1 protein-coding gene is annotated in these 594 nt (G+C 46.8%); it reads right to left on the minus strand.

Annotated elements, in window-relative coordinates; genetic code table 11:
- Window positions 1-59: 59 nt before the first annotated feature.
- Window positions 60-512, minus strand: coding sequence for a 50S ribosomal protein L9 (gene rplI / locus ACTHSP_RS21325; protein ID WP_003678862.1), 453 nt, complete (start codon window positions 510-512; stop codon window positions 60-62).
- Window positions 513-594: the final 82 nt, after the last annotated feature.

A 594-nucleotide genomic window follows, 5' to 3' on the forward strand; every position in this document is an offset into this window, starting at 1 on the left:
ACAAGGCCGTCTGAAATCCAAGGAAACCCTTGATTTTCAGACGGCCTTGAATGAATCAATTACTCAGCGGCTGCAACAACAGCAACGGTAATTTTAGCAACAGCGTCAGTGTGCAGAGCCACTTCAACTTCGTACTCACCAACAGCTTTCAAAGGACCGTTAGGCAGACGTACGTTTGCTTTAGCAGCTTGGATACCGGCAGCAACAATCGCTTCAGCGATGTCGGCATTGGTAACAGAACCGAACAGACGACCATCAACACCGGCTTTTTGAGCAACAGTAATGGTTTGGCCTTCCAGTTTTTCTTGACGTGCTTTAGCATCAGCCAAGATTTCAGCTTGTTTGGCTTCCAATTCAGCGCGGCGTGCTTCGAATTCTTTCATGTTGGCTTCGGTTGCACGTTTTGCTTTACCGGCAGGGATCAGGAAGTTGCGTGCGTAACCGTTTTTAACGGTAACGATGTCACCCAAGTTACCCAGACCGCCGATTTTTTCTAACAGAATAATTTGCATGATTTAAACTCCAAAATTATTTGTGTTGATCGGTGTAAGGCAACAGAGCCAGGAAACGGGCACGTTTCACAGCAGTAGCCAA

It is taken from the genome of Neisseria sp. P0001.S005 (assembly GCF_051963715.1).